General features: G+C 42.3%; 20 protein-coding genes. All 20 read right to left on the bottom strand.

The genetic code is table 11. The features are described 5' to 3' along the window. Positions 1-15 precede the first annotated feature (15 nt). Positions 16-318 (bottom strand): YlxQ family RNA-binding protein, encoded by a 303-nt coding sequence (locus tag MKX38_RS08830; protein ID WP_003220946.1) that lies wholly within the window; start codon positions 316-318, stop codon positions 16-18. A gap of 1 nt (position 319) precedes the next feature. Next, entirely contained in the window at positions 320-595 is a 276-nt protein-coding gene (rulR, locus tag MKX38_RS08825; RefSeq protein WP_009967250.1) for a glucose-induced regulator RulR, read from the bottom strand. Positions 596-608: 13 nt separating this feature from the next. Continuing rightward, positions 609-1,724, bottom strand: a complete 1,116-nt coding sequence (gene nusA / locus MKX38_RS08820) for a transcription termination factor NusA (protein WP_003231912.1) — start codon at positions 1,722-1,724, stop codon at positions 609-611. A gap of 34 nt (positions 1,725-1,758) precedes the next feature. Continuing rightward, positions 1,759-2,229 carry a ribosome maturation factor RimP gene (rimP, locus tag MKX38_RS08815; RefSeq protein WP_003231915.1) on the bottom strand — a complete coding sequence of 157 codons (471 nt, stop codon included), beginning with the start codon at positions 2,227-2,229 and terminating at the stop codon, positions 1,759-1,761. Positions 2,230-2,558: 329 nt separating this feature from the next. Further along, a complete protein-coding gene (locus MKX38_RS08810) occupies positions 2,559-6,872 on the bottom strand; it encodes a PolC-type DNA polymerase III (RefSeq protein WP_017694884.1) in 4,314 nt (1,437 codons plus the stop codon). Positions 6,873-6,980: 108 nt separating this feature from the next. Then, positions 6,981-8,675 (bottom strand): proline--tRNA ligase, encoded by a 1,695-nt coding sequence (gene proS / locus MKX38_RS08805; RefSeq protein ID WP_003231918.1) that lies wholly within the window; start codon positions 8,673-8,675, stop codon positions 6,981-6,983. A gap of 32 nt (positions 8,676-8,707) precedes the next feature. Beyond that, entirely contained in the window at positions 8,708-9,976 is a 1,269-nt protein-coding gene (rseP, locus tag MKX38_RS08800; RefSeq protein WP_010886508.1) for an RIP metalloprotease RseP, read from the bottom strand. Between the two features lie 6 nt (positions 9,977-9,982). Further along, positions 9,983-11,134: a 1-deoxy-D-xylulose-5-phosphate reductoisomerase gene (gene dxr / locus MKX38_RS08795; RefSeq protein ID WP_003245155.1), complete on the bottom strand. Its 1,152-nt coding sequence runs from the start codon at positions 11,132-11,134 to the stop codon at positions 9,983-9,985. A 61-nt stretch (positions 11,135-11,195) separates the two neighbouring features. After that, on the bottom strand, positions 11,196-12,005 hold the full coding sequence (cdsA, locus tag MKX38_RS08790; protein ID WP_339189195.1) for a phosphatidate cytidylyltransferase: 810 nt from the start codon (positions 12,003-12,005) through the stop codon (positions 11,196-11,198). 3 nt (positions 12,006-12,008) lie between these two features. Further along, positions 12,009-12,791 (bottom strand): isoprenyl transferase, encoded by a 783-nt coding sequence (locus tag MKX38_RS08785; protein WP_003231925.1) that lies wholly within the window; start codon positions 12,789-12,791, stop codon positions 12,009-12,011. A 130-nt stretch (positions 12,792-12,921) separates the two neighbouring features. Continuing rightward, a complete protein-coding gene (gene frr / locus MKX38_RS08780; RefSeq protein WP_003231927.1) occupies positions 12,922-13,479 on the bottom strand; it encodes a ribosome recycling factor in 558 nt (185 codons plus the stop codon). A gap of 1 nt (position 13,480) precedes the next feature. Next, positions 13,481-14,203, bottom strand: a complete 723-nt coding sequence (gene pyrH / locus MKX38_RS08775; RefSeq protein WP_003220923.1) for a UMP kinase — start codon at positions 14,201-14,203, stop codon at positions 13,481-13,483. A gap of 145 nt (positions 14,204-14,348) precedes the next feature. After that, positions 14,349-15,230, bottom strand: a complete 882-nt coding sequence (gene tsf / locus MKX38_RS08770; RefSeq protein ID WP_003231929.1) for a translation elongation factor Ts — start codon at positions 15,228-15,230, stop codon at positions 14,349-14,351. Between the two features lie 101 nt (positions 15,231-15,331). After that, a complete protein-coding gene (rpsB, locus tag MKX38_RS08765; protein ID WP_003220918.1) occupies positions 15,332-16,072 on the bottom strand; it encodes a 30S ribosomal protein S2 in 741 nt (246 codons plus the stop codon). 143 nt (positions 16,073-16,215) lie between these two features. Next, the gene (gene swrB / locus MKX38_RS08760) at positions 16,216-16,719 is read right to left on the bottom strand and encodes a swarming motility protein SwrB (protein WP_009967248.1); all 504 of its coding nucleotides are present in this window, start codon (positions 16,717-16,719) and stop codon (positions 16,216-16,218) included. A gap of 28 nt (positions 16,720-16,747) precedes the next feature. Further along, the gene (gene sigD, locus MKX38_RS08755) at positions 16,748-17,512 is read right to left on the bottom strand and encodes an RNA polymerase sigma-28 factor SigD (RefSeq protein ID WP_003220911.1); all 765 of its coding nucleotides are present in this window, start codon (positions 17,510-17,512) and stop codon (positions 16,748-16,750) included. Positions 17,513-17,534: 22 nt separating this feature from the next. Further along, the gene (cheD, locus tag MKX38_RS08750) at positions 17,535-18,035 is read right to left on the bottom strand and encodes a chemoreceptor glutamine deamidase CheD (RefSeq protein WP_003244852.1); all 501 of its coding nucleotides are present in this window, start codon (positions 18,033-18,035) and stop codon (positions 17,535-17,537) included. Beyond that, positions 18,032-18,661 (bottom strand): CheY-P phosphatase CheC, encoded by a 630-nt coding sequence (cheC, locus tag MKX38_RS08745; RefSeq protein WP_003231935.1) that lies wholly within the window; start codon positions 18,659-18,661, stop codon positions 18,032-18,034. Before cheC ends, cheD begins: the two co-directional genes overlap by 4 nt. Positions 18,662-18,679: 18 nt before the next feature. Further along, on the bottom strand, positions 18,680-19,150 hold the full coding sequence (cheW, locus tag MKX38_RS08740; RefSeq protein ID WP_003231938.1) for a chemotaxis protein CheW: 471 nt from the start codon (positions 19,148-19,150) through the stop codon (positions 18,680-18,682). Positions 19,151-19,171: 21 nt separating this feature from the next. Then, a complete protein-coding gene (gene cheA / locus MKX38_RS08735) occupies positions 19,172-21,190 on the bottom strand; it encodes a chemotaxis protein CheA (RefSeq protein ID WP_003245734.1) in 2,019 nt (672 codons plus the stop codon).

Below are 21,190 nucleotides of genomic sequence, written 5' to 3'. Positions count from 1 at the left end.
TCACCCCCAAAAATATTAATCGAGCAAGCTGATCAGCTTATTCGCAAAACCTTGGTCAGTGACGGCGACAACGACACGGGCTTCTTTACCGATAGAGCGTCCAAGAACCGCGCGACTCTCGACTTTTTTATAAGGGACTTTATAATAATTGCACTTGTCAGTTACTTTTTTTGCTGTGTTAGATGATGCATCCTCTGTAAGCAGGACAAGCTTTGCACGCGCATTCCTGATTTCTTTTATTACCAAGTCTTCGCCTGACACGACCTTACGAGCTCGATTGGCCAGACCCAGCAAGGGAAACCATTCCATTCCAGACATTTTATTTTTTCACCTTTTCCGCCAGTTCCAGCAATTCATCGAAAATCTGGTCATCGATTTGTGATTGAAATTGATTTTGCAAAGTGTTTTTCTTTTTTGCTGCTAAGATGCACTCTTTATCCAGCGTTAAATAAGCACCCCGCCCATTCTTTTTTCCGGTCGGGTCTACTGAGATTTCGCCTTCTTTCGACCGTACAACTCGGATCAGTTCCTTTTTAGGCTTCATTTCACCAGTCACTACACATTTGCGTAATGGGATCTTTTTGTGTTTATTCACCTAAAGTCACCTCTTATTCATCCGATTCAGCAGTTTCAGGCTCCGTAAAGAGCGGCTCATCATCTTCTTCAAGTTCTCTCGGATAGATTCCAAGTTCTCTTGCGTCCGTTTCGCTCTTAATATCAATCTTCCAGCCTGTCAGTTTAGCAGCTAAGCGTGCGTTTTGTCCTCTTTTTCCAATTGCCAGAGACAGCTGGTAATCAGGAACAATAACAGTTGTCGCTTTTTCTTCTTCATTAACAATGACATCAAGCACTTTGGAAGGGCTGAGCGCATTCGCGACAAATTCTACAGGATCACTGGACCAGTTGACAATGTCAATTTTTTCACCTTTTAATTCATTGACGATTGCTTGCACACGCTGGCCTTTAGGCCCTACGCATGAACCGACAGGATCAACGTCAGGATCATCTGTGCGAACAGAAATTTTTGAACGGTCGCCGGCTTCTCTGGCAACAGATTTTAGCTCGACAGTTCCATCATAAATTTCAGGCACTTCAATTTCAAACAAACGCTTTAACAGGCCTGGATGTGTTCTTGACACATAAATCTGCGGGCCCTTCGTTGTTTTTTCTACTTTTGTGATATATACCTTAATGCGGTCATGAGGTTTGTAGCTTTCATTCGGCATTTGCTCATTAACCGGCAGCAAGGCTTCTATTTTGCCTAAAGACACGTAGATAAATTTATTGTCCAGACGCTGGACGATCCCTGTCATGATGTCTTCTTCACGGTCGATAAATTCAGAATAGATCACACCGCGCTCAGCTTCGCGCACACGCTGTGTGACGACCTGCTTCGCTGTTTGAGCAGCTATGCGCCCGAAATCCTTAGGTGTAACTTCGATTTCGACGACATCGCCGACCATATATTCCGGATGGATGCCCTGTGCCTCTTCAATTGAGATTTCTAATCTCTGGTCGTATACTTCGTCAACGACATCTTTTCTTGCAAATACACGGATGGAGCCAGTTTCACGGTTTAGATCCACCCGTACATTTTGCGCTTGATTAAAATTCCGCTTATAAGCAGAAATTAACGCAGCTTCGATTGCTTCGATGATAATTTCTTTACTGATGCCTTTTTCTTTTTCAAGAATCGTGAGAGCATCTAATAATTCACTGCTCATTTAACGGTCTCCCCCCTTAAAACATTTGTATTCATTAGAATGTAACAGCTAATCTTGCATTAGCTATCTTTTCATACGGAATATTGATCCGTTTCTTTCTTGTTTTGATCGTGATCTCAACTGTCACTGTTTGTCCATCAAATTCAGCCAGTTCACCTTCAAACACTTTTACGCCGTCAATAGGCTCATACGTCTTAATGTATACGTTTTTTCCTAGTGATTTTTCGAAATCGGCTTTTTTCTTTAGCGGACGCTCAGCTCCTGGAGATGAGACTTCAAGAAAGTAATTTTGGCTGATTGGGTCTGCCTCATCAAGCTTTTCGCTTAAAGCTTCGCTTACTTTGGCACATTCCTCAATATCCACACCGTCATCGGAATCAATAAACACGCGAAGGAACCAGCTTTGGCCCTCTTTGACAAATTCAATGTCAACGAGTTCCAGCTGAAGGCTGTCTACGATTGGCTGAGCCATTTCTTGAACGGTGTCAGTCACTTTTTTGCTCATGTTCTTCCTCCTTGTGCTGTCGATCTCATATTCGTCTCGTCACTCTGCATAAAAACCCTGCTTCAAAAGAGCAGGGGCTAAAAAGTAAACGATGAACATGTCGAGACAAAATTCTCCTGTTCAATACAAAAGAGCGGGTTTCCCCACTCTTTGCCTCGGTAATCGTTAGCATTTCCAATAAAACTATACCATAACCATATTTTTATTGCAAATGGATATACGCTTACCTTCATACCTAAGCAAGTGACAGAAACTCTAATATTACGATGGCACTTTTTGCGCTTATGTATGCATAGAAGCAGAATTTCTGAGAAATTCTGCTTTCCATATTAGAACAGTGACAATTGGTTTTGATCAGGCAGTGACTCCAGACAGCCATGGCGATCTAAGTACTCTAAAATCGTTTTTGATACTTTCCCTCTCTTTTGCAAATCTTCTTTTGAGAGGAATTCGCCTTCTTCGCGAGCTTTTACAATGTTCAAAGCAGCGTTCGTCCCTAACCCTGGAATAGAGTTAAACGGCGGAATAAGACTGTTGCCGTCAATAATAAACTCTGTGGCGCTGGAGCGATATAAATCGACTTTTTGGAATGAATAGCCTCTCTCACACATCTCAAGCGCTAATTCTAAAACAGTCAGAAGGTTCTTTTCCTTCGGTGAAGCATCAAGTCCTTTAGCGTTTATATCCTCCATTACCGCTCTGATTGCTGTAGAGCCCTTGATCATTGTATCAATATCAAAGTCATCTGCACGAACGGTAAAATAAGCCGCATAATACAAAAGAGCATGATGCACTTTAAAGTAAGCAATGCGGACTGCCATTAAGACATATGCCGCGGCGTGGGCTTTCGGGAACATGTATTTAATCTTTTTACAGGAATCAATATACCAGTCTGGGACATTGTTATTTTTCATTTCTTCTTCCCATTCAGGCGTTAATCCTTTTCCTTTACGCACGAATTCCATGATTTTAAAGGCAAGGGACGGCTCAAGGCCTTGATAGATTAAATAAACCATAATGTCATCACGGCAGCCGATAACCTCACTCAGCTCACAAATATTATTGTGGATGAGCTCCTGTGCATTGCCAAGCCATACATCAGTTCCGTGAGACAAGCCTGAAATCTGAACGAGCTCAGAAAAAGTGGTCGGCTTTGTATCTTCAAGCATCTGCCGGACAAATCGGGTTCCGAATTCAGGAATTCCAAGAGTGCCCGTTTTACAGCCAATCTGTTCTTCAGTCACACCGAGTGATTCGGTTCCCTGGAAGATCTTCATCACTTCAGGATCATCCGTCGGAATTGTTTTCGGATCTATTCCGCTTAAGTCTTGAAGCATCCGAATAACAGTCGGGTCATCGTGTCCGAGAATATCAAGTTTTAACAGGTTGTCATGGATGGAGTGGAAATCAAAATGAGTCGTTTTCCACTCTGAACCTGTGGCATCTGCCGGGAACTGGATCGGTGAAAAATCATAAATATCCATATAATCCGGAACTACGATAATACCGCCAGGGTGCTGTCCAGTTGTACGTTTTACACCCGTGCATCCCTGCACGAGCCGATCTATTTCGGCACCGCGCATATGAAGATTGTTGTCTCCGGCATAGCCTTTTACATAACCGTAGGCTGTTTTTTCTGCCACCGTGCCTATTGTTCCCGCACGATATACATTGTCTTCTCCGAACAATACTTTTGTGTAATTGTGTGCTTGCGGCTGATATTCCCCTGAGAAGTTCAAATCGATATCAGGTACTTTGTCCCCTTTAAATCCTAAGAACGTTTCAAATGGAATATCATGGCCGTCTTTTTTCAAAGGCGTTCCGCAATGAGGACATGTCTTGTCAGGCAGGTCAAAACCAGAACCGACAGAACCGTCATTAAAGAACTCAGAATGCTGGCACTCAGGACAAACATAGTGCGGCGGCAGCGGGTTTACCTCAGTAATCTCAGTAAGTGTCGCAACTAATGAAGATCCTACGGAACCACGGGAACCAACGAGATACCCGTCATCTAGTGAACGTTTTACAAGTTTGTGAGAGATCAAGTAAATAACAGCAAATCCGTGGCCAATAATACTCTTTAACTCTTTTTCAATCCGCGCTTCGACAATTTCAGGCAGCTCTTCCCCGTAAATGCTTCTTGCACGCTGATAGCTCATTTCTCTGATCTCTTCATCAGCGCCTTCGATTTTCGGCGTATATAAATCATCTTTAATCGGCTTGATGTCATCAACTAAAGAAGCAACCTTTTGGGTATTGGTGACTACGATCTCCTTCGCTTTTTCTTCACCTAAGAAAGAAAAAGCTTCAAGCATTTCGTCTGTCGTTCTGAAATGCACTTTCGGCAGTTCATGCCTGTTCAGCGGATTTGCCCCGCCTTGTGAGGATATTAAAATCTTTCTGTAGATTTTATCCTCATCATTCAAGTAATGAACATTTCCCGTAGCAACAACCGGTTTATTAAGCTTTTCCCCCAGCTTCGTGATATTCGCAATAATTTCTTTCAGCGCTTTTTCATCACGGACCAGTTCAAGCTCCAGCAAGTGACGATACACTTCAGGCGGCTGAACCTCAAGGTAATCATAGAATGACGCGATATCTTCCACCTCTTCAGGCGATTTTTGCATCATTCCCTCAAAAACCTCTCCCCTGTCACAGGCAGAACCGATCAGCAGCCCTTCCCTGTATTTTTCAAGCTGAGATCTCGGAATACGCGGCACTCTGTAAAAATAATGAATATGAGAAAGTGACACAAGCTTAAATAAATTTTTAAGTCCCGTGCTGTTCACGGCAAGTAATGTTGCATGATACGGTCTTGATCTTTGATAAGCATTGGACTGACCCATATTTTCATTCAACTCATCATGGTACTGAATGCCTTTTTCAGCTGCGTCTTTCAGCATTTTCAGAAGCAAATAAGCGGTTGCCTCAGTATCATAGATCGCACGGTGATGCTGTGTGAGTTCGATATCAAACTTTTTACAAAGTGTGTTCAACCGGTGGTTCTTAAATTCCGGATAGAGAAAACGTCCAAGTTCAAGCGTATCAATGACTGGGTTTTTAGCTTTTTCGACTTCAAGAAGCTTTTTATAGGCTACATTTAAGAATCCCATATCAAAGCTTGCATTATGAGCGACAAGGATATCATCGCCAATCCATTCTCTGAAATCTCTTATTACATCTACGACATCCGGAGCGTCTTGTAGCATATCATCAGTGATCCCTGTCAGCTCTATGATTGTGGCGGAAAGCGGACGATGCGGGTTCGCAAACGCCTCAAATTTATCAATAATTTCTCCGCCTTTTACTTTTACTGCAGCCAGCTCAATAATGGTATCGTATACAGCAGACAATCCTGTCGTCTCAACGTCAAAAACAACATATGTTTCTTCTTCGAGCAGACGATGTGCGGCATTATAAGCAATTGGCACGCCATCATCCACGAGATTCGCTTCCATCCCGTAAATCATTTTAATTCCATGCTTTTTTGCCGCAGAATACGCATCAGGGAAGGATTGAACGACAGCATGGTCGGTCAAAGCGATGGCCTCATGCCCCCATTTTTTCGCCTGTTCGACAAGCTTTCCGATACCCGTAACAGCATCCATTTGGCTCATTGGGGAATGAAGATGCAATTCCACTCTTTTTTCTCCTTCAGGTGCTGAATCTTCACGGGTTTTTGCTTTTATTTCGTTTACGTCATTTGCGATCATGACAAGGTCTCTGACAAATGTATCATTTTGAATGCTTCCGCGCGCTTTTACCCACATTCCTTTTTTCAGAGACTTCATCAGTGCCGCATCTTCTTTTTCACGTGCAAACATTTTGATCAAAATACTATTTGTATAGTCTGTAATTTTGAAGATACACAGCGTGCGCCCGCTCTTCAGCTCGCGCGTCTCCACATCAAACACATAACCTTGGACCGTAATTCTCCGTTCTTCGTCCATGATGCTGTCAAGTGTCCGGATTTCCTCGTTATCTTTAATTTGATAACCGATAACAAGAGGACCAGATGGTGCTTGGTCTTCATCACTTTCTTTATCTTTCTTCTCCATTTCAATCAAGGCCTGCATAGCCCGCTCTTGGTCTTCTGCAAGCTTTTGCTCCCGAAACTTTTGAACTTCCTGCTCGGATACAAATATTTCAGCATCAAGCTGAAGATCCGGAAAGCCAAATTGACGGTAGCCTGCTTGAATCATGGAACTGTATTTGTTTTTTAGCGCAGCCGCTTCTGTATCCGTTTTGGTTTTGACAATCAGTTTATTGCCCTTCAGCTTCGGTTTTTGCTGGTTTAAAAGACTGATAATCGGCGGCGAAATGCCCTGCAGTTCTTCTATGCAGCGTGACCAGTAGTCTTGAACGATACTTTCACTGACCTCGGCATCCTGAACTTCAATTGAAGATGTCACTTTTGCTATGTGGGCAAACGATTGCGTCAGCCTCGTTGTTAATGTGTCATATATTTGAAAAGGCAGCAAAGATTTAAATTGAAAATGAAAATGCCAAGACTTAGAAGCTTTGTGAATTGTCAGCTTTTTAATCTCGCCATGTTCAAAGTATGTCATGAAGGTATCATCTGTCATATTAATCTGCTGCAGAAGAATTTGAAACTGCCTTCTGTTTACTGATAACTGTTCCATTAAGACAGTATCCCTCCCTAAAAACATCATAAGTGAAGGTACCTCAGGCAATGAGGTACCTTCTATTATTTCTATTTTAACATGTTTTTTGATAAATCGTTATGGTGATTACTGCTTGCTGATAAACGCAGATAATTCGTCTACTGAAATCTCAGTTGACTCACCAGTTTGACGAATTTTCACTTCGACGATTCCTTCGTCAGCTCGTTTTCCGACAGTGATGCGGATTGGAAGGCCGATTAAATCTGAATCAGCGAATTTTACGCCGGCACGCTCAGCACGGTCATCATAGAGCACTTCATAGCCTTCCGCTTTTAAATCGGCATACAGCTTTTCAGCAAGCTCTCTTTGCCCATCGTTTTTCATGTTCAAAGCAAGAATATGAAGATCGTACGGCGCAACGCTTTTTGGCCATATTAAGCCTTTTTCGTCGTGATGCTGTTCAGCAATAGCAGAAAGCGTTCTTGACACACCGATTCCGTAACAGCCCATCAGCATTGGCTGCGCGCGTCCGTTTTCATCTAAATATGTCGCATTCATCGCTTCTGAATAGCGTGTTCCGAGCTTAAAGACTTGTCCGACTTCGATTCCCTCAGCAAAACGGATCGTTCCCTTGCCGTCTGGTGAAGGATCACCTTCTTTAATAAAACGAAGATCAGCAAATTCTTTAATTTGCGCGTCACGATTCACATTGACATTTTTATAATGATGATCTCCTTCATTTGCCCCGGCAACAGCATTAACCATTGCTTTCACAGCTTGATCGGCATATACTTCCACATCCTGATGAATACCGACAGGGCCTACAAAGCCTGGCTCTGTTCCGAGCTGCTGAATGACCTCTTCATGTGTAGCAAGCTCTACAACTTCTGCATGAAGCAAGTTTTTCACTTTAATATCGTTAACTTCATGATCCCCTCTTACAAGCACTAAGACAAAACGGTCATCAGCTTTAAACAATACTGACTTAATGCACGCTTCAGCCGAAACCTGTAAGAACGCAGTCAGTTCTTCGATTGTTTTCACGTTAGGCGTATGAACCTTCTCTAGAGCTTTAGGCTCTTCATCTGAAGGAACTTCCTGGTGAAGAACTTCAGCCATCTCGATATTAGCCGCGTACTGTGATTCATCAGAATACGCAATCGTATCCTCTCCGATCGCAGAAAGTGCCATAAATTCGTGCGTATCCTTTCCTCCCATTGCGCCTGAATCAGCGATAACAGGTCTTACATTAATGCCGCAGCGGGCAAAAATATTAGAATAGGCCTCGTACATTTTTTGATACGTTTCATCCAGGCTCTCTGCAGATGCATGGAAAGAGTACGCATCCTTCATAATAAATTCGCGGCCTCTTAACAAACCGAAGCGAGGACGTTTTTCATCTCTGAACTTAGACTGAATTTGATAAAGAGTCAGAGGGAGACGCTTATAAGATTTAACCTCATCGCGAACAAGCGAAGTGATAACCTCTTCATGCGTTGCCCCTAAAGCAAATTCACGGCCATGACGGTCTTTTAGTCTCATCAGTTCGGGACCATACGTATACCATCTGCCTGATTCCTGCCATGTCTCTGCCTGCTGCAATGCGGGCATGAGCATTTCTACGGCATCAATTTTCTCCATTTCCTCTCGAACAATCTGCTGAATGTTTTGAATCACCTTATACGCAAGAGGCATATAGCTGTATACCCCGCTCGTATTCTGTCTGATAAATCCTGCTCTCAGAAGAAGCTGATGACTTTTTGCTTCGGCATCAGCTGGAACTTCACGGAGCGTAGGAATAAGCGTCAAGCTTTGTCTCATTTCTTCGCACCTCTGATTGATTTACTTTTCGTTTACAAAAACAGCCGCTGGATATCGTTCCATGTGACAACCAGCATAAGAAGCATTAAGAAAGCTACGCCGATAAACACAACAAATGCTTCTTTTTCCCTGTTAATCGGTTTGCCCCGAATCGCTTCAATAAATAGAAACAACAGTCTTCCTCCGTCAAGTGCCGGAATCGGAAGCAGGTTGACAATCCCAAGGTTAATGCTTAAAAACGCCGCAAACTGAAATAAGTTCACTATCCCTGTTTTCGCCACTTGGTCTGTCATGTCATATATGCCGACAGGACCTGACAGCATATCGAGTTTAAATTGGCCTGTTACTAATTTGCTCAGATTGGTTAAAATGGCTTTGGTGACATCAACTGTTGATGTCGCGCCGTAAGCAACCGCTGAGAGTACGCCTTTTTCAGTCGGCGCATAGGAACCGAAACGTCCGATTGTTTTTTTGTTCTCATCTTTAACAGCTTCCGGAGTCACCGAAATATGAAGCGTTTTGTTATCTCTTTTTACTGCAACGTCCATTTCTTTCTCCGGGTTTTCTTTTACAGCGGAGACAATGTCAGTCCAAGACCTCATTTTCTCTCCGTTAATGCTTTGGATATAATCCCCTTCTTTTAGCCCTGCTTCAGCCGCCCGTCCATTGTCTGTCAGCTGCCCGAGCATAGGTTCATTTGACGGTACGCCTTGAATCAGCCCAAGCATCACTAAAATGACGTAAGCTAAAATAAAGTTCATAATCGGCCCTGCAGCAATTGCTTTAATCCGCTGCCATACAGGTTTGGAACCAAATTGGCGATTATACGGCGCAATCTGCACTTCTTCTCCGTCTACAATAAAAAAGGATGTTTCGCTGACAGTAAAGCTGGAAAGTTCGTCCTCTTTCCCCTGTTCATAACCGGTGATCTTCATGTCATGCTCTAGATCCGCTGTTTCCACTTCAATGACTAATGCATCCGGATATTTTTCCTTTTGATTGATGATGACTTTCTCAACTTGATCTTCCTTATTAAACAGAAGCCCGACCGTGTATCCGGGTTTCACCTCAATCATTTCCGGATCTTCGCCGGCCATACGAACAAATCCGCCGACCGGAAGCAGCCTGATCGTATAAACTGTTTCATTTTTTTTGAAAGAAAAAATCTTTGGACCGAAGCCGATCGCAAATTCACGGCAGAGAATTCCCGCTCTTTGGGCTAGCAATAAATGGCCCAGTTCATGGAAGAAAACGAGCGTTCCGAAAATAATGATAAACGCTATAACTGTATTCACGAACATACCACCTTATGTGAGTATTGAATTGACGTATCCCCGGGTATCTTTGTCCACTTCTTGAATGTCCGCCAGGCTCGGTTTTTTCAGTAATTGATGGCGGGTTAGTGCCTTTTCGATACAGTCTTCAATAGCCAAAAACGGTATCTTGCCAGCTAAAAAGGCAGCGACAGCTACTTCGTTTGCCGCATTTAGCACTGTCGGCATTGTTCCTCCTATTTTACCTGATTCAAAAGCAAATTGTAAGCATCGGAACCTGTCAAAATCAGCTTTCTCAAAATGAAGGCTGCCGATTTCCCATAATTCAAGCCTTTTCGCATCTGGTAATGGCAATCGGTCAGGATAAGTGAGCGCATATTGAATGGGGACTCTCATATCCGGAGTTCCGAGCTGTGCGATCACACTTTTATCATGGAACTCAACCATTGAATGGATGATGCTCTCCTTATGTAAAACCACATCAATTTGTTCATAAGGTATATCGAAAAGCCAGTGTGCCTCGATCACCTCTAATCCCTTATTCATCATTGTAGCCGAATCAATTGTAATTTTTGCACCCATTGACCAGTTTGGATGTTTTAATGCATCTTCAACTGTTACTGATTCGAGCTCCTCCCGCGTCTTGTCCCGAAAACTTCCGCCGGATGCCGTAATGATGAGGCGTTCAATGTTTTTAGCCTGTTCGCCTTGAAGAGCTTGAAAAATGGCTGAATGCTCACTGTCAACAGGCAGTAGCGGAACATCATATTTCTTAGCATGTTCTTTTACTATATGCCCTGCAGTGACAAGAGTTTCCTTATTTGCAAGCGCAATTGTTTTTTTCTGTTCAATTGCCTTTAATGTCGGGATAAGACCGACGCTTCCAAGCAAAGCGTTGACAACAATGTCAACCTCCTCCATCACTGCTGCTTCTATCAGTCCTTCTTCTCCCAGCCCGATTTGGCATTCAAAAGAAAAAGACATTTGTTTTAATTTATGATATGTATCCAGATCACCGACAGAGACAAACTTCGGCTGAAAGACCTCAATCATTGGAACGGCCTTATCAATATTTCTGCCAAACGACATAGATACCAGCTGAAATTGGTCTTGATGTGCACGCAGTACATCAAGAGTCTGTTCGCCGATTGATCCTGTTGCTCCTAAAAGACAAATATTTTTCAAAGTTGCCACTACTCCTATTCTTATTGCTGCATGATCAGTCTCATATTCATATTAGACTTTTTTATGAAAAAAGGGCAAGCAGAAAGTACAAGAAAGGCATGACAAACAAGAAACTGTCAAAACGGTCTAATATACCGCCATGCCCGGGAAGAATATTCCCAGAATCCTTTACATCGTAATGTCTTTTCAAGGCGGATTCCACTAAATCTCCCAGTTGTCCAAAAACAGACAAAAACAGCGTGATCAACAGCAGATAGATATACGGGATCGGAAGTTGTGCAACAAGCTGAAAAATCGTCGCCAATACAAGTGCGATGACAATTCCGCCTGCAAACCCTTCCACTGTTTTATTCGGACTGATTTCAGGCCACAGTTTCTGCTTCCCAAGCGATTTACCGACAAAATAGGCACCGGAATCGGTGGACCAAATGACAACACACGCATAAAAAATGTATGTTAATCCGTATTGGTCAAGATTTCTGATTTCGATAAAATAATGAAAACACATTCCGATGTAAATTGCTGCAAGCGTAATAAACCCGACTTCATCAAAAGTAAAGGTGTTCTTGACCAACACTGTGTAAGTCAGCAATAGCAGTACCGCAAATAAAGCGATTTCCATTTTGGAAATTCCGTCGGCTTCAAAAAACGAATACTGGCTTGGCAATAAGAACATCCACAATAATAAAAGACCGATCAAACCCGGCAGTGAAACCAGCTTCAGCTTTTTCATCCGTAAAAGTTCAAAAAGCGCCACACTGCCCATAGCATAAATTAATATGGTGAACGGCAATTTCCCGACAATAACCAAAAATAAAAATACAATTGCTGCCAGAACACCTGTCAAAATTCTTTGTTTCATGTCCACCATCCTCTAAATTCCGCCAAACCTCCGGCCTCTCTGCTGAAACTCTCCTAACGCCTGCAAGAAGTGATCTTCTTTAAAGTCAGGCCACAAGACGTCAGTAAAGACAAATTCACTGTAGGCAACCTGCCATAGCATAAAATTACTCAGCCTTATCTCGCCGCTCGTTCGAATTAAAAGTTCAGGATCCTGCAAAGATTCAGTCATCAAATAAGTAGAAAAAAGCGATTCATCAATGTCTTCAATATTCAAAGAGCCTTCCTTCACTTTTTCCGCGAGTGATTTTGCAGCACTGACAATTTCAGTACGGCCTCCATAGTTAAGAGCAAAATTAAGGATCATTCCGTCGTTTTGCGCCGTGTCCTGTACAGCTTTTTCAATCGCACGTAATGTGTGCGCCGGCAAAGCCGTTTCATCCCCAATGATCCGAACCTGTACATTTTCCTCAACAAGCTCTGGAAGATACGTATTCAAAAATTCTTCCGGAAGCTTCATTAAAAAATCGACCTCCATTTTCGGTCTTTTCCAGTTTTCTGTTGAAAATGCATACAATGTCAGTACTTTGACACCTAATTCGTTTGCGAGCTTCGTGGTCCTTTTTACCACCTTCATCCCTTCATGGTGGCCTGCAATTCTGGGAAGAGAGCGTTTTTTAGCCCAACGGCCATTTCCATCCATGATAATGGCGATGTGTTCGGGAATTTCTCCCTTAAGTATGTCTTCTTTTGTATAACGTTCTAAGTTGGAAGCCGCAGTTTGCTGATTCTTCCAATTTTTGAGTATGTTGAGCATGAGATTCCTCCGTCACCCAAAAAGGTTACATTCCCTGCTGATAATCAATGTAATCAACAGTATTAACAAAAAAACCCCCTGTAAACATGAGAGGGTCTTTTCACTATTATCTATTGTACATAGTTTTTCATTAAACTTCCATGATTTCTTTTTCTTTGTCTTTTGTGACACTGTCAATTTTTGACACATATTCATCTGTCAGTTTTTGAACGTCTTCAGTGGAAGCACGCAGTTCATCCTCAGTAATGTCTCCGTTTTTCTCAAGTTTTTTGAGATCATCGTTAGCATCACGGCGAACGTTACGAACAGCTACTTTTGCTTCTTCAGCATATTTTTTTACAACTTTCACTAATTCTTTCCGTCTCTCTTCTGTTAGTGCCGGAATTGCAATTCGAATCATATTGCCGTCACTTGTTGGTGTAAGACCTAAATCAGCTTTTAAAATCGCTTTTTCGATATCACCGATTGCTGTTTTATCGTATGGCGTGATAACGAGCATACGAGCTTCAGGCACGTTAATAGAAGACAACTGATTTAAAGGTGTCTGCGCTCCGTAATATTCAACCGTTACTTTATCTAATAATGATGGATTTGCACGGCCTGCGCGTACAGTAGCCAATTCGCGCTGATAAGCAGCAATTGCTTTTTCCATTTTTTCTTTTGTTTGAGTTAATACTTCTTTTGACACGTTATTTCCCCCTCACGATCGTTCCGATTGATTCACCGATAACGGCACGTTTGATATTTCCTTCTTCCATAATAGAAAAGACGATAAGCGGAATGTCATTGTCCATGCATAAAGAGGAAGCTGTTGAATCCATGACTTCCAGGCCGTCTTTAAGAACGTCAAGATAAGAAAGTGATTCATACTTAACAGCTGATTCATCTTTTCTAGGATCAGCATTATACACACCGTCAACGTTATTTTTAGCCATTAAAATAACGTCTGCCTCAATTTCAGCAGCCCGCAGTGCAGCTGTCGTATCAGTTGAGAAATATGGGTTTCCTGTGCCCGCAGCGAAAATAACGACACGTTTTTTCTCTAAGTGGCGTATCGCTTTTCTTCTTATGTACGGTTCAGCAACTTGTCTCATTTCAATGGATGTTTGCACTCTGGACTGGATTCCGAGTGTTTCCAAGCTGTCTTGAAGAGCAAGCGAATTCATTACTGTCGCCAGCATTCCCATATAGTCAGCAGTCGCGCGGTCCATGCCCAGGTCACTTCCTGTTTTTCCGCGCCATAAGTTGCCGCCGCCTACAACAACAGCCACTTCGACTTCAAGCTCAGCGATTTCCTTCACTTGCTTTGCAATGGATTGAATGACAGTCGGGTTAATTCCATTTCCCTGTTCTCCTGCCAATGCTTCCCCGCTAAGCTTTAATACGATACGTTTGTATTTTGGTTTTTCCATGATAACCTCCAAGTGTAAACATTGCCGTTTTCTATTATGCAAGAGAAAAAAAGGTTTGTAAATATAGTTTTAAAAATAGGGAACACAAAATGTGTCCCCTATACTGCCTGAAAAGACGCGACTTAGCCGCGAAATCTTTTCACCATTATTTTTTCACTTGGTTCATTACTTCTTCAGCAAAGTTTTCTTGACGTTTTTCGATGCCTTCTCCAACTTCATAGCGGACAAAAGTTTGAACAGTAGCGTTTTTCGCTGCAATAACTTGTTTCACTTTTTCATCTGGGTTTTTAACGAACGCTTGGTCTAATAGACAAATTTCTTCGAAGAATTTGTTCAGACGGCCTTCAACCATTTTCGCTACGATGTTTTCAGGTTTGCCTTCTTGGAGGGCTTGCTGAGTTAAGATTTGACGCTCATGATTTGTTTCTTCTTCAGATACTTGATCACGAGAAATGTAACGAGGGTTAACTGCAGCAACGTGCATTGCGATATCTTTCGCAGTTTCTTCATCAGTTGTACCGTTGAGAACAGTTAATACACCGATGCGGCCGCCCATGTGAAGGTACGCACCGAATGCAGAGCTGTCGTCTTTTGTAAGAACTGTAAAGCGGCGAAGAGTGATTTTCTCACCGATTTTAGCAACTGCGCTTGTGATGTACTCTTCAACAGTTGAGCCATTTTCCATTTTTTGGCCCATTGCTTCTTCAACATCAGCTGGCGTGTTTGCAAGAAGGTGGTCAGCTAAAGTGTTAAGAAGCTCTTTAAAACCTTCGTTTTTCGCAACGAAATCAGTTTCAGAGTTTACTTCTAGGATAACGCCTTTGTTGCCGTCAGTTTTAATAAGAGTAGAACCTTCTGCTGCGATACGGTCAGCTTTTTTCGCTGCTTTTGCAATTCCTTTTTCTCTTAAAAGGTCAATTGCTTTGTCCATATCTCCGTCAGTTTCAGTTAACGCTTTTTTACAATCCATCATGCCCGCGCCAGTTTTTTCACGCAGTTCTTTTACTTGCTGTGCAGTAATTGCCATTTGTATTCCTCCTTATATGTTTAAACAAGAGTATGTATATTACACATTTTTCTTGAAAAAAGGTGATAAAAGGCAGTCCCTCTTATCACCTTTTGAATAGGTTACGCAGTTGTTGTTTCTGTTTCTGGTGCAGTTTCTTCAGCAACTTCCGCTTCTTCTTCGCCTTGCTTCGCTTCTAAGATTGCATCTGCCATTTTAGAAGTTAGAAGTTTAACAGCGCGGATAGCGTCATCGTTCGCTGGGATAACAACATCGATTTCATCTGGATCACAGTTAGTATCTACGATACCGATGATAGGGATGTTTAATTTGCGAGCTTCCGCAACAGCGATGCGCTCTTTGCGAGGATCGATGATGAATAATGCATCAGGAAGATCCTTCATATCTTTAATTCCGCCTAGGAATTTTTCAAGACGCTCTAATTCTTTTTTCAATTGAACGACTTCTTTTTTAGGAAGTACATCAAACGTACCGTTTTCTTGCATTTTTTCAATGTCTTTAAGACGTTTAATACGTTTTTGGATTGTTTCGAAGTTTGTTAATGTACCGCCCAACCAGCGTTGGTTGACATAGTACATGCCAGAGCGTTGAGCTTCTTCTTTAACAGAATCTTGAGCTTGTTTTTTTGTTCCGACGAAAAGGATTTTTCCGCCTTCAGCAGCAAGATTTTTAGTGAAGTTGTAAGCTTCCTCTACTTTTTTGACTGTTTTTTGAAGGTCAATGATGTAGATTCCGTTACGCTCCGTGAAAATGTAACGCTTCATTTTTGGGTTCCAACGGCGTGTTTGGTGACCGAAGTGAACACCAGCTTCAAGCAATTGCTTCATAGAAATGACTGACATGTTATTTCCTCCTAATATAATGGTTTTTTTCCTCCGCTTAGGTCATTTTTGTGCAGAACTGCCGCCTGCAGCACCCTCTGCATAAATCGTTAAGCGTGTGTATTTAACACCAAGACATAATATAACACAGCTTTATCCGACAATCAAGAATCCTTTACACCTTTGGAGCGAAATTTTAAAAATAGCTCGATTTCTGTCTTTCCGCTCTTCATTTTCTGGGCAATTTGACTTGCCGAATATCCCTGTTCATATAATTCTATGACCTGGTCTTCAAATGATTGGACCTCACTGTTTACGAGCTCTTCCCGACGGTCAACCTCTGTAATCAGACCTTCAATATGTTCAGGAAGATTCTCTGCCTCTTGGACTGGATCCCGCTCTTGATATGTTTCAGAGGTCTGAAGGCCTGACTTTTGGGATTCTTCATCTGATTGACTTGCAGATGAAGCTTTATTTTCTATCAGTTTCTCATTTTCTTCTTTTAATTCAAGCAGAAATGCCGCCAAGGTGTTTTCCGTCTCTTCAAGTATCTGTTTTTGCTGTTTTTCTGTTTCTTTCACTGCAGCGAGCCTCGTATACAGGATAATGACAGCGTACAGAAGAACGCCGTGGAGCATAAAGCTTAAAAGCCATAATAGTGTTGACATGTTTTTCACTCGCTAACCATGAAATTCATTATTGTATCACTTTTTCCAGCAGATTCTTTAATTTAAATAATGCCTTTGAATGGATCTGAGATATGCGGGACGTAGAAAGATTTAATACTTGTCCGATTTCTGTCAGTGTCAACTCCTCTTTGTAGAACAAACTGACAACCAGCTGTTCTTTTTCAGAGAGTTCGTGAATTTTTTCCGCAAGCTGTGCAATCAGTTCATCCTTCATAATCTTTTCTTCAGGCGGAACATTTTTGTCATCTCTGATCATGACTTGAATGTTTTCCCCGTCATCTTGATCATGGAGCTTTTCATCAATTGACAGCAGATTTGCAAAAAAACCTTCATTCATTGTTGACACGACATCCTGTACCGTCATTCCGAGTTCCTCTGCAATTTCCGCGGGCGATACATTCCGAAGATACCGCTGTTCAAGCTTTTCAATTGCTGCTTCAACCTTTTTTGTTTTTTCGCGCGAGGTTCTGGGCAGCCAATCTTCTTTACGAAGCCCGTCTATGATTGCGCCGCGAATTCTAAACGAGGCGTAGGTATCAAATTTTAAGTCCCGGCTGGGGTCAAATTTTTCAAGGGCATCATATAAACCAAGCATACCAAGGCTCATAAGATCGTCTTTATGCACTGATTTCGGCAGTCCGACAGAAATTCTGCCTACATGATATGTGACAAGCGGCATGTAACGGCGCATTAAGTCGTCACCGGCTTTAGGATCTTTCCACTCTTTCCAGCGCGTCCAAAGCACCTGATCTTCATAATTCAAGGATTGCATTGTTATCCCCCTAATACCTTAATTAAATCGTTTTTTCACCTTGTTTAACAGTTCGAATATGCAGCATGCAGGACTTCGGTTCAAATTCTATCGTCCGGCCGCTTGAGCCGCCCGTATCTTCACTAATAATAGGAATATTAAATAAAGACAGCTGTTCTTTTATCGCTAATACATTTCTCGGTCCGATCTTCATCAAATCATTTGTCGATTTAAATTTAAACATCTCTGATCCGCCGGCCAGCTTTGCTTTTAATGCAAATTTCCGGCATCCCGCTTCTATCAGCATATCAATCGTGGTCTGTACGGCGGTGTCAGCGTACTTAGCCCGGTTGAGCTCGGCAGTTTTCGATAACGTCGAATCCGGAAGCATGACATGAACAAGACCCGCCGTTTGCTTTTCTTTATCATAAAGCACCAGCCCCACACATGAGCCCAAACCAGAGGTCCGGATGGTATCCGGGAAGCGGGCGATCTTCACGTCAGCAATCCCAACCTTTATAACAACAGCCTCAGTTGTACTCATAATGATGCACCTAAGGCGACAAAGAGCTTTTCAAATGAATCATAGTCCGGCAGCATAAACATATGCGCTTTCAGCTCCTGCTGATGGCTTTGGTCAAAAATTGACGTGTCGACAACAATGGCGTGTTCTCCAACCTGACTGAGCTCCATCAGCCCTTCGCTGATCACAGCTCCGAACATGTCCAATGAGACTTCAGGAACACTTGGATAGAGCTGGAGTTTCGTCAAATCCGCCAAAGCTGTTAAATATGACCCCGCTAAAATATTGCCCAGTTCATGCAAAGCGGATGAGCTCATGTGGTCTTCACCTAAGTCCTCTATGTCAAAATCGGGGTTTCCAATCAGCTCTCTGATAAACTGCTCCGCCTGAAAAAAAGGCATTATAAAGAACATTGAACCCGTTAAATCGCCTTCCATTCTTAAAAAGATGCTGGCAACCGGGACATCGGCGCCGCCGAAAAAATCAACAAGCTCATCAAAAGACAGCAGCTTTGCAAATGGGACTTCCATATCTATCTTTCTATTTAACAGCTGGGCCATTGCAGAGGCGGAGTGGCCGGCGCCTATATTGCCGACTTCCCGCAAAATGTCCATCTGCTCTTCTTTGATTCCATTAAAAATACTCATGTCATAACCCCTTTAAGATTAAGCTTGATCGGGCACAGCGGACTGAGATGATTCTTTATCCAAAACCGCGTTCGCATCAATAATATTTAAGAGTCTGTTCTCTTGTTTCACAATCTGTTCGATCGACACATCCGTATCTTTCTGAACGCCTTCTGGAGCAGATTCTATTTCACTTTCGTGTACGGTAATCACATCATTCGCTTCATCCACAATCCAGCCGACTTCAATATCACGATAAGCAATAATGATAATTCGTGTTTCATCTGTAATTTCATACTCTGGCAAATTCAGGCGTTTTCTTAAATCAATAACCGGAGTCACCACCCCGCGTAAATTGATTACCCCGCAAATATATGGTTCGACGCCAGGTACCCTCGTTGGCTTTTGCCATTTTTCAATTGATTTCACCTGAGTGACGGAAATGGCATATTCTTTGCCATTTACCATAAAGACTATCATTTTTTCGCCTGTTTTAATTTCTGCAGTCATATGAGACACCTCCTCGAATGGTTAAATAATCAGTGCATTACAATCAATAATGAGCGCTACTTCTCCGTCTCCTAAAATAGTAGCTCCGGAAATTGCAAAGACGTTTGTTAAATAATCTCCGAGTGATTTCAGCACAACTTCCTGCTGGCCAATAAAGGAGTCCACCACAAATGCAGTAGGTTTGTCGCCTTTTTTCACGACAATGATATGGAGCTGTTCCGCATCTTTTCTTGTATCTTCTATTTTAAACTCTTCTTTTAAATAAACGACAGGGACAATATGCCCTCTAAAGTCAATCACTTCACGGTCATGCGTTTGCAAAATGTCTTTTCTGTCAATAACTGCTGTCTCAATGATTGAAGAAATCGGAATGGCAAATGTCTCTTCTTCCAACTTAATCAGCAGAACTGAAATAATAGACAAGGTAAGCGGCAGCTGGATGCTGAATAGAGAGCCTTGACCCTCGGCTGATTTCACACTGACTGAACCGCCAAGAGACTCCAGTTTGTTTTTTACAACGTCAAGTCCTACACCGCGGCCGGAAATATCAGAAATTTGGTCAGCAGTTGAGAACCCCGGAGCAAAAATCAATTCGTAAATTTGGTTGTCTTCTAAGGTTTCAGCTTCTTTTTCCGTTATGACCCCGCGCTCAAGCGCTTTTTCCAGAATTTTTTTTCGATTAAGGCCTGCGCCGTCATCCTCTACTTCGATAAAGACATGGTTGCCGCTGTGATAAGCTTTAAGCACAACTTTTCCTGATTCCGGTTTTCCCTTTTGCAAACGTGTTTCCGGCGCCTCGATACCATGGTCAATACTGTTTCTGATCAAGTGAACGAGTGGATCTCCGATTTCATCAATTACTGTACGATCCAGTTCAGTTTCCGCACCGATGATCGAGAGTTCAATTTTTTTATTCAGCTCTTTCTGAAGCTGGCGAATCATTCTCGGGAATCTGTTAAAAACAGTTTCAACCGGGACCATTCTCATATTCAGAATAATCGATTGCAAATCTCCGGAAATTCTCGTCATTCGTTCAACCGTTTCAGTCAGTTCATTATGCTCAAGCTCTTTCGCAATCTGCTCGAGACGCCCGCGGTCAATGACAAGCTCTTCAAATAAGTTCATTAAAGAATCAAGCCTGTCAATGTTGACACGAATTGTTTTAGATCCGCCGGCTGAATGCTTCGCCTGTTCATCGTTTTTAGCAGGCTGTTTTTGTTTCTCCTGCTTCGCAGGTACAGCTGCTGCTGGTGAATCTTCTTGCTTAGATTCTTCAGGCTTTTCAGCTGATGTTAAAGGAGCCCCTTGAATGACTTCAACATGCTCAATTTCCGACACGCCATTGATTAATTGTTCAATGTCTTCCGCTGATTGATGTGTTAAGAAACAAACTTGAAAGTCAGTTCCAAAATCTTCTGTTTCAAGCACTTCAGCACTTGGAATTGTTTTGGCTACTTCTCCGACTTCATTTAGTTTTTCAAACACCATATAGACACGAACTGCTTTTAACATACAGTTTTCGTTCAGAGAAATCTTGATTTCATATCGTTTGAAGCCTTGCTCCTCCGCTTCTTGTATAACTGTGCGTTCAAATTCATCATATTCCCAATCAGATGCTGAACTCTGTGCTTCTGCAGGTTCAGCGGAGGCAGCGGATTCAGCGTGCGCACCATTCACATCAAGCTTGGCACTCACTTCTGAGATATCTCTTTTACCATCCCCGCCATCAATAATAGACTGAACCATTGTTTCCAGGTGATCCAGAGCTTCAAACAAAATATCCAGCCAGTCTGAGGTGACTTCCATGTCTCCGTTTCGGATTGCATCCAGCACGTTTTCAAGCAGATGGGTAAGATGTGCTAAATCCGTGTAGCCCATCGTTGCGCTCATTCCTTTTAATGTATGGGCAGCCCTGAATATATCATGTACGAGCTGAAGATCAGTCGGGTCTTTCTCTAAAAGAAGAAGCTTTTCATTACATGTTTGTAAATGTTCTTTACTCTCATCAATAAAGACATCTAAATACTGATTCATATCCAT

It is taken from the genome of Bacillus sp. FSL M8-0025 (genome assembly GCF_037975475.1).
Classification (GTDB): domain Bacteria; phylum Bacillota; class Bacilli; order Bacillales; family Bacillaceae; genus Bacillus; species Bacillus subtilis.
Note: the sequence above shows the minus strand (reverse complement) of the source record. Positions and strands in the feature narration are given on the sequence as shown.